At 35.4% G+C, this 10,070-nt stretch carries 6 protein-coding genes; 2 read left to right on the top strand and 4 right to left on the bottom strand.

Features of this window, described 5'->3' with window-relative positions:
- Positions 1–27: 27 nt before the first annotated feature.
- A complete protein-coding gene (locus FJ213_11885; protein MBM4176852.1) occupies positions 28–1,140 on the top strand; it encodes a hypothetical protein in 1,113 nt (370 codons plus the stop codon).
- Positions 1,141–1,302: 162 nt separating this feature from the next.
- On the opposite strand, the gene FJ213_11880 is transcribed toward FJ213_11885, so the two are convergent.
- Genes FJ213_11880 through FJ213_11865 form a run of 4 tightly spaced genes read right to left on the bottom strand, consistent with a single transcriptional unit; the run spans position 1,303 to position 6,848 of the window.
- Positions 1,303–2,448, bottom strand: a complete 1,146-nt coding sequence (locus tag FJ213_11880) for a glycosyltransferase (protein MBM4176851.1) — start codon at positions 2,446–2,448, stop codon at positions 1,303–1,305.
- The gene (locus FJ213_11875) at positions 2,445–4,124 is read right to left on the bottom strand and encodes a hypothetical protein (protein ID MBM4176850.1); all 1,680 of its coding nucleotides are present in this window, start codon (positions 4,122–4,124) and stop codon (positions 2,445–2,447) included. The genes FJ213_11880 and FJ213_11875 overlap by 4 nt, the downstream gene beginning before the upstream one ends.
- 16 nt (positions 4,125–4,140) lie before the next feature.
- Positions 4,141–5,772, bottom strand: a complete 1,632-nt coding sequence (locus FJ213_11870) for a glycosyltransferase family 39 protein (protein ID MBM4176849.1) — start codon at positions 5,770–5,772, stop codon at positions 4,141–4,143.
- A gap of 14 nt (positions 5,773–5,786) precedes the next feature.
- Positions 5,787–6,848: a glycosyltransferase family 2 protein gene (locus FJ213_11865; GenBank protein MBM4176848.1), complete on the bottom strand. Its 1,062-nt coding sequence runs from the start codon at positions 6,846–6,848 to the stop codon at positions 5,787–5,789.
- 622 nt (positions 6,849–7,470) lie between these two features.
- Here FJ213_11865 and FJ213_11860 point away from each other — a divergent pair.
- Positions 7,471–9,450 carry a T9SS type A sorting domain-containing protein gene (locus FJ213_11860; GenBank protein MBM4176847.1) on the top strand — a complete coding sequence of 660 codons (1,980 nt, stop codon included), beginning with the start codon at positions 7,471–7,473 and terminating at the stop codon, positions 9,448–9,450.
- Positions 9,451–10,070: the final 620 nt, after the last annotated feature.

Here is a 10,070-nt window from a genome sequence, read left to right as displayed (position 1 = left end):
TTTTTATCAATTATAAGGAGATATAAAATGAAAGAAGTGTTAAAAATAATCCTTTTCTTAATTGTCTTTATTGGGTTTATTAGCTGCAAAAAAGAGTCCCCTGTTGAAACAGATTCTAATCTTCCAAAGTTTCAACCTCAAACTGGTGAATTTGATTTAATTGGTCTAGAAAATAAAAAGGTAACTAATTTTGCGATTAACGAAATAGAACCATGGAGAATAATTGCCTCAACTGATGAAAACATGCTTTACGTCACAAATGATTATGGGAAAACATGGTCCAATATTGAAATGTTCAATTATCCAGCTGCTTATCTTATGTGGGATAAAGTCAATTCAAATATGGTTTATTTTTCAAATAGAAATGCCTTAGCTCGTATTTTCAATGAAAAATTTAATAGATGGATAATTTATTTCTTTAAATCATCAGATTATGGTTATTCATGGATGCCGGCAGATTCAGGCATACCCCAAAGTTCGACACAATACATAAAAGTTTTTACTGTTGATCCGTATGTAGGAGGTGTAATCTATGGAGGTACTGAAGAATGCGCTCCATTCTTTTCTGGTAGTCTAATAAAAAGCAAAGAAAATTGTAGTTATTGGTATGAATTAAGCGAAAAATTATCAAGACCAGGCGAAATTCCATTAGATATTTCAATAAATTATTTAACTCCACCAACAATTTTATATTCCGATGCATCTAGAGGTATATATAGAACGACCGACATTGGTAATTCATGGAAATTTTTCTCTTACCCAGATAATAATTTTATACAGCATTGCTTAAGTAAATATTCTTTGTTCGGTTTTGGAATTATTTCACAAAGTGTTAATGAATTTCTTGGCATTACAAATGACGCATTCGCAACATTTACAAAAATCAATAATGATGATTTTAACCGCTCATCATTTAGTGATATCCTTATAAATCTTGAGGATCAATTATTCGTTACTGCAACCTACAAAGGAAGTGATAGCAGTTACGTCTATATCTCAAAAGATAAAGGCAGTACTTGGAGCAAGCTTGGCTCAGATATTAATAAGAAAACACTACTTGGATATGACCCAAAAAACAACTTCTTGTATGTTGTAATGGACGGTGTAAAAAAAGGTTTATACAGGTATCAGCTTAAATGAGTTAGTTGTAAACTCAACTTTTTAAAAAATTGAGAATTTATCTAAGCAAGTATCTCAATAGAAAAATATAGTAGAAGTTATTCTGCTGCTCAATGCATCTCCGTGCCTTCTCAGTAAATCTCTGTGAAAGGAAAAGAATTTCATCACAGAGACCACAAAGTTTCATGGAGAATTAAATATTTTTTCGAATACGGCTTCTATCGATTTGAATCCACTCTTTTGGACGAACTCTTCAATATTTTTTTCGAATTTTGATTTATCCTTAGAAGAAAAATATTTAATAATTCCTTCGGCAATTGTGTTTGGATTGTTTGCCTCAACAATAAAACCTGTTTTTCCTTCTTCGACTAATTCTGGGAGTCCACCGACGTTCGTTACCACAACAGGTCTCTTAAATCCATACGCAATGTTCAAAATTCCGCTTTGAGTTGCTGACTTGTACGGCAGCACAACCAGATCCGAAGCCGTATAGTACAAACCGACATCCTCATTCGGAACAAATTCCGCCACAAACTTCACATTTCTTCCTAATCCAAGACTTTTTACAGCATCGAAGTATTTTTCTTTCTCTTCGTAAAATTCTCCTACAACTAATAGCATTGCATCAGGATCGAACTTCAAAACATTGGGCATTGCTTCTATCAAATACATGAGTCCTTTGTATGCACGAATATACCCGAAGAACAAAATCACATTTTTATCTGTTGGGAGTTCAATTTTCTTTCTCGCATCTGTTTTTGTTATCAAGCTATCGAATTGGTAACAATCGTAAATCGGAAGCGATGAACGGAAAACATTTTTGCCTGGATAAAGTTCTTTAATTCCTTTCTCGACTATCTCAGAAAGAACCAAAAACTTGTCCGCGTGGCGGAGTGCAATTTTAGTTAAAAACGAATCTATGAACCGTGCTTCGTGCGAGATAATATTCTCAGCGATGAACAATACTTTACCATGAAAATATTTTTTTAATCTGCCGGAGATAACGTTAAACGCCATTCCGAAAAATGGATTGTACCAGATGAATGCGATCAAATCCGGATTAAGTGATTTAATCTTTCGCACAGCTTTAAACCAAGTAAATGGATTTGTCGAATCAATTATTCTTTCTGATGGATGAGTTTTAATTCCTACTTGACTTACATCTTCCTGCCGGGTTCCCGGAAAGAAAAGCTTCGGATAAAGCTTTGTAAAATTAATTACTTGAACGTCGTACGTTTCGGATAATGCGGAATAAAGATGAGCCACAAACAAAGCATTTCCTCCGCGGTAAGGATAAGCTGGACCAACGATGCAAATTTTCTTCTTCATAACTGCAATTTGATGATTAACATGTGATTCAGCAATTGATATTTCAGATTTTCATCAGTAACTACATGAATAATGGAATATTTGTCATTCAAGATTTTCGGGAAATTATATTTGTTTTCAGGAATCGAACCCAAAAAATAATCGCTGAAGTATTCGATTTTATACTTTTTCAAATAATCGAAATAACTTTCTTCCCCGTTTTTTATGGCGGTTATAAGTTCATCGTTGTTCACCATTCCATCAAGATTCACAAAACGCATTTGCGTGAAGTAAGAAAGAATTCCTGTATTCGCCGAGCCAAGAATTTTATCCAAAGGAATATTTTCTTTGATCCACAAACTTGATTTGTATGCGAGTGACTGTTCATGCTGGGCTGTGAAAATTTGTCTCGCAGCAAAAACATAACCCGCGAGCAAAATAATCATGACTGAGAGGGATACCTTATTCCAGACAATTCTGTTTTTCGGTTCATTTCTATTCCATCTGTTTTTTATTTCATCAATGAGCAGACCAAAGAAAATTGCCGCTGTGATGATCTCAGGCAAGAAATAATAGAATCGATATTCCCAAAAGTAGAGTGTGTAAAATGAATAATGGAACAACAAGAATAGAAAGAAGAATCCGAGTACATTAAAACGGCTGAGTATTTGATGAATTAGTTTCGATTTGAAAAGATAAATTACGATCAAAAATAAAATAACTAATCCCACTACTACGAAAATTTGTTCAAATGTTCCAAATCCCCGATGTTTGAAAAGATCGAAGTTGAACGGAAAGAAAAATCTTTTTATTTCGTACAAAATAAAATCGAACGAGAAGTAGCTTCCGACTTGTTCCAGCACTGCTCTGTGATTATGAAAAACTTTTGCCCTGCCGCTTATCGGTACAAAATGTCCAAAAACAATTTGATTATAAATCAAGTACGGAACGAAAAGTGATGAGAACCCCAATCCAACATTAAATATTTTCTTAATCCTCACCAAAACCGAAGATGATTTTCTAAAAAAAATGTACAAAGCCAACGCTGCGATAATAAAGGCACCATCAAGCCGCGAAAGTGCAGCGAGTGAAATTAAAATTCCAGAAATAAAATCAATCTTAAATGATTCAATCTCTTTGTTCTTAAAATAGTAGAGAAGAAACAAAACAAGGAAAAACCAATAGAGATTTGTTTCAAGACTTTTAAAATTAATTGCAATAAAAACCGGATTAAGATAAAGAAAAGTAACAGTCATAATTGAAGCAAGCTTCGAGCCATCACTCAATCGCATCATCAATTTATATGTTAAAATCGCCGCAAAGAGATTAACGATTGTGAGGAAAATTTGCCCAATGATTACTGGCAATAAAATTTCAGTGTAAGCGAATAGTGAGTAAATTAAGATCAATGGGATCATTATCAAAGGTTGGTATCCATTGGTCGGTGTTAATTGATCGAAGGTTGAACCAAAACCATTCGCAATGTTCTGAGCAATTCGGAAATAATAATAGCTGTCATCAGATGAAATTCCATGAACGATTGAATACTCAAGTGAGATTGAAAAAATAATTCGCGCGATAAATCCGATGGATAGAATTATCCACAAGAAAAGCGGAATATCTCTGATTCTAAATGACTTATTGAGATTCTTCGTTCTGCTCAGAATGACATTGGAAAAACTTTGATTCGGATTCATTACGCAAAAAATTATGTCATCTAATTAATTTATACAGAACCGCAGGCGGATAATTCATATATGTGACCGGGATCAACTCTGGTTTTAGGGCTTCTGCATTCAACAAATTATAAAACTTCTGCTGCTCGTTTTGATTTGTTGTGTACGACATTAAAGTCTGTGCTTCAAATGAACTGACGAAAAAGTAATCGGCTTCTTTTTCTCTCATCCAAGTGATTAAGCTGTCGTATGTACTTACAAAAGGAATTTTTCTGTACGACATATCCAAATAATACCCGATGTGAGGTTTGCGTGCGATCACCCAGTTCGTTTCTGTCTTAATACTGTCAGGTGCAGCTTCTGAAATTGCTAGAACTTCTTGCGGTCCGAAATCTATCTGCTTTGAATTGTGTGTGATGCTTTCGACCATTGACCAAACAAAGACAACTAAAAATATTATGAGCGATAATTTTAATCCGCCAAGATTGATCTTCAGCAACTGCTCTCGATTCAGCAATAAAAGAACAATCAATCCATAACCGCTGATAAGAAACATTGAAAATCTTTCACTGTAAAATGCTGGGAGCAGAATTAAAAATGAGAACAAGATATTGATAAAAAAGAAAACTTGATTTTTGAAATATTTCCTCTTGAATAAAGCAATCACTCCAATTACAAGTAAAACCGCAAAAGGAATTGATAGAAGTTTCTCAAGGTCACCGACAAAATTCTCATAAAAGTTTATTACAAAAATTTCTTTCAAAAAATGAACCGGATCGCGGAGAAAAACATCAGCCATTGAATTGAACTTTGGCGACTCGACCGCCTGAAAATAATCCCAGCTCATTTTTCCCTGCCCGAATAACTCCCAAGCTGTGTTCGTAAAGTTTCTATCGTATAAAAAATCTCCTTTGTGAACGTATTTATAGATTGACCAAGGAATGTTTAAGATTAGGAATCCGCCAATGTAAATCAAAGATTGCTGAAAGATCTTTTTCCAATGCCTCGATGTGTATCTAATTCCCACAAAGCAAAATAATGCCGCGGCTGGCAAAAACAATCCATTGGTTCTAGTTAAGAATGCCAGTGAAGCGAAGAATCCTGATAGAAATATATATGAGAGTTTGAGCTGCTCTCCTTTCACCAAAAAATAGATCGATATCATTGCAAGTGCACAGAAAAATAAATCAGTACCAGCAGAGTATGAGTACTGTATAAACACAGAATTAGACATTATCAGCAGTGCAGCACCAAATGCGATCTGGGCGGAATAAATTTTTTCAATTGTCTTGTAAGTAAAGAAAATAAACAAACTCGCATACACTACGCAGATTATAACACCAATCGTAAAATAATCTTTGAAAACAAATCCAAGCAGTGCAAGAAAAATTGGATAAAGCGGACCTTTGTATCCTTCAATGATCAAATTTCCTTTCAGAAATTCTTTTGCTTCATAAACCATACCTTCATAGAAATCCGTTTCGACGCCGTAATCCCCGATTGTATGATACGATAGACTTACAATCAGCATAACAATAAAATAAATTCCGGAGAGTATATAAGGAAATCGCTGGTTTGCGAGAAGAGCGTTCAGGAAATCGAAAATACCAGACGCATCTTTCTCTTTAACATTTTTTGTGAAATGTTTCTTTTTGGGATTCTTCGCCATATGAGACTACTCGATTAAAGTTTAATCGACTTAATTGTGTAATCTTCGTGAGTTTGGGAATTGTGTGCAATCATCTCGCCGACAAGTCCAATTGTTATTGTCTGCACTCCAAGCAAGATCAATAAAATACCGAGCCACAGCATCGGACGATTTGTGAGATAAGTCTGTTGAAACGCCCATTCATATACAAGCCAGAGATCAATCAGAAATCCTGCTAAGAAGAGAAGCACTCCAATTGTTCCGAAAAAATGAAGCGGACGTTTTAAATAACGTGTGGTAAATAAAATTGTGATTAGATCGAGAAAACCTTTAATAAATCTGCTCGCACCAAATTTTGTCTTTCCATATCTGCGAGGATGATGCTGAACAACGATTTCACCGACTTTGAATCCATTCCAATGGGCAAGCACGGGAAGATAACGGTGCATCTCTCCATAAACTTTAATTCGTTCGACGACTTCTTTACGGTACATTTTTAATCCGCAGTTAAAGTCGTGAATTTTAATTCCAGTCATTTTAGAAGTTACAAAGTTGAAAAATCTTGACGTTGTTCTTTTTATGAATGGATCGAATCTGACTTTCTTCCAGCCGGAGACTAAATCGAAACCTTCCTCTATTTTTTTTATAAGATTTGGAATTTCACGCGGGTCATCCTGCAGGTCGGCATCCATTGTGACGATCACGTCGCCGGTTGCATGCTTGAAACCAATCGAAAGTGCAGCAGATTTTCCATAGTTCTTTTGAAATTGGATCAGCTTTAAATTCTTATCATCTTTTTTGAGATTGTTTATTACTTCAACTGATCTATCGTTGCTTCCGTCATCGATGAAAATTATTTCGTACTCAACATTTCGAATTGCTGATATGACCTTCTTGATTTCGATAGTTAATGGACGAAGACTATCTTCTTCATTCAAAAAAGGAATTACAATTGATATTTTTTTAATAAAACTTGATTTGCTAACTGAATCGGAATATTTTTTTCGGTAACGTGAGCGGTAATAAAAACGTCTTTTTTTCTTGCCGTCACTTTGCTGTGGGCCAGCAGACTTTGATTCTTGTGGATTATCTGTCATTCAAACTAAAAATTTGTTAATAATTCGCTTCAAAATAGTTCATTTGATTCTGAAAAGCAATTGATGGAACCACAGATTGTGCGAGTTAATAATCCAAATCTCAAGCGTATAGCTATAGTATTATTTTTTCACGAGTCTTTTTTCTGCCACTAAGTCGCGAAGTCACAAAGATTCTCAAGGAATAATTTCTGTCCTGTTGACCTCATGCTAGTTAGTTGTTAACTGAAGTTACGCACTGCCTGCATTTGAGCTTCGAATGAGTTCTCTCGATACGTCCCGATTCTTAGTCGTTTTCCGCTAAATATTCGGAACTACTCGAGAACCTTTAAAAATTTAGTGGTTTTCGAGTATCCCGACTAAAATTTGTCTGCGAAATGAGTCGGGATGTATCGAGAAAACCAAGCAGCGATTCGCTGAGACAATTTTTTTCAATATTTTTTGAATTTGCATGACTTCAATTAATAATAACTTCATTGACTATTCTTGTGTAATCAGATAGTTGCTCCATCATAAATCATAAATCCCAAATCATTAATCTCAAATTATTTGTTAGTTTTTCTCCTGAAAGTTTTTATGATTTGTTTTATATTGATCCACAATAAATTTAGTCATAAGGAACATAATGAAATTATTCTTCTCTGCCTTAATGGCAGTTACAATTACATCGCAAATTCTTCTCTCACAGGTACAAAGTGAATTTATCGAGTTACATTGTTCGAAACCGCATGTTGTTAACAAAATGAACAAAGTAATTCTTACGCCGCACGAGTACGATGTTTTATTTTATGATATTTATCTCGATTGGTATCAAGTTTTAAAAAATGAAAACAGAAACTACACCGGATATGTTTTAATCCGTGCAGAAGTCGATACAGCAGCTGCACTCAACCAAATGAAACTCGACTGCGGATTGGCAGTTGACAGTGTAACTCAAAATGGAACTAGCGTTCCTTACGGATTAGTTTCAAATGTATTGACTGTAAACCTAAACAGAACTTACAGCAAAGATGAAATTTTCGAAGTAAAAATTTTCTTCAAACGGACACGGACTGATAACCTAGGATTCTATTACTATGCTCAATCCTCACAAACATTCGAGCATCTGGCATATACAATGACTGAGCCATCCGATGCGCGATATTGGTTTCCTTGTTACGATGACCCTTCCGATAAGGCAGATTCTGCACGAGTTACAATTAAAGTTCCGAATGGCTTTACCGCAGGTTCAAATGGACTGCTCCAATCAAATACAACGATTGGAGATTCATCAACATTTATCTGGTTTGAGAGAAATCCAATTACTACATATTTGCTTGTTGTAACTGCTTCTAAATATTCAAGTTTTTCTCAATTTGTAAATTCTATTTATCCGCCAAATGAGCTGATCGAGATTCAACATTACTTCTGGAAGTCAGATTCAACGCAAGCGTTTTATGTCGCAAGAAACCTTCCAACAATGATGCAATGTTTTGAAACTTACTACGGCAAGTATCCTTTCGCTAAATATGGTCATGCTTATGTTCGCCCGTTTTCTTTCGGCGGAATGGAACACCAAACGCTTTCAACAATAAACCGAAGTTGGATCACGAACGACAGTCAAAGCGGAATTGCACACGAACTCGCTCATATGTGGTGGGGCGATTTGGTCACATGCGAAACCTGGAAAGATATTTGGTTAAACGAAGGATTCGCAACTTTCTCTGAAGACTTGTACAGAGAATTCACTCAGGGGAAAGAGGTTTACCTCTCGAGCATGACAGCAAAAGCGAATTACTACTTTAGTAATAATCCGGGATATGCGATTTATAATCCTGCATACATCTTCAATGCTTCAATTTCGTATTACAAAGGCGCACTCGTTCTAAACATGATGCGTTTTGTTCTTGGCGATTCACTCTTCTTCAAGTCATTGATGGATTACAAGCTCAATCATCTTTACTCAACTGCTACGACAAATGATTTTAAGAATTCTGTTTCCGCGACAATTGGATCGGATTTCTCTTATTTCATAAATCAGTGGGTCCACCAGCCAAATCATCCGCAGTATGTATATAATTGGAATGTGATGGATAACGGCGCAGGAAGTTATACATTAAATATTTTTCTCAAACAAAAGCAGACTCATTATCCTCTCTACAAAATGCCATTTGAAATTAAAATCCAGTTCGCAAACGGAGACACCACAGTCAGAGTCATTAATGATGTTATAGATCAAAGCTTTTCTTTTGTGCTCTCGAAGCAGCCGACAAACGTAGTGATGGACCCAAATAATTACATCTTAAAACAAATTAATCGTGACCTAACACTTGATACCGGAAGCTCATCGTTGATCAATGGATTTTATCTTTATCAAAACTATCCGAATCCGTTCAATGGCAATTCAAATATCAAATTTCAAATTCCAAGATTAAGTCATGTAACATTAAAAGTTCATGATATACTCGGTAAGGAAATTGCAACTTTAGTCGACGAAGTATTAGAACCAGGTATTCACAACTCCTCATTCCGCATTCCAAATTCTGCATTCACGAGCGGTGTGTTTTTCTATCAGCTCCGTACCGGCTCGTATGTTGAAACGAAAAAAATGGTGTTGATGAAGTAAAGGACCGAGATTTAACTGATTAATAATCTTCCATTACTTCTTTAGAACTTTTTAACACATTCGTTCGCTTCATAAGCGGCTGCAAATTACGACTTCTCGATATACCCGTCAGTTGACGGATTACGCGAAACCCTAAATTTATATTGGTTCTCGAGTAGTCCCGATCTTGCCTGTCGGCATAAAGGTTTATCGAAACGTATCGAGAGAACAAAAAACAAAGATTCCAGTCGGCGAAGGAGAACTTTCCCACTTTATGAACTTCAAACTTTATGAACTTTTTAACTAAACAGCTTGACATTCATTCGAATGATTACTAAAATACTTCTGGGAGAATTAAAGAATGAACTTAATTCAATCATACGGGCAAAAGCCAAATCCGTTAGCTAACGGACTTGATGAAGTTAGAATAAATCTGCGAGCAAACTATTACAGTCCAAAGTCGGTAAAAACGACAATGATATATACGCATGTTTTAAACTGGGGATTGGGAGTAAAGAGTCCATTAGACTGAATAATACAAGGATTATAGATATGCAAGACCTATTTTTAAATATTGTGAATTTGAAAGAAAAACAAAACAATTGGAATGATATCATGCACCTGCACGCAGTATATCATTC

It is taken from the genome of Ignavibacteria bacterium (assembly GCA_016873845.1).
Taxonomy (GTDB): Bacteria; Bacteroidota; Ignavibacteria; order Ch128b; family Ch128b; genus JAHJVF01.
The sequence above is the reverse complement of the archived record's forward strand: the minus strand, read 5'-3'. Positions and strand labels throughout refer to the sequence as shown.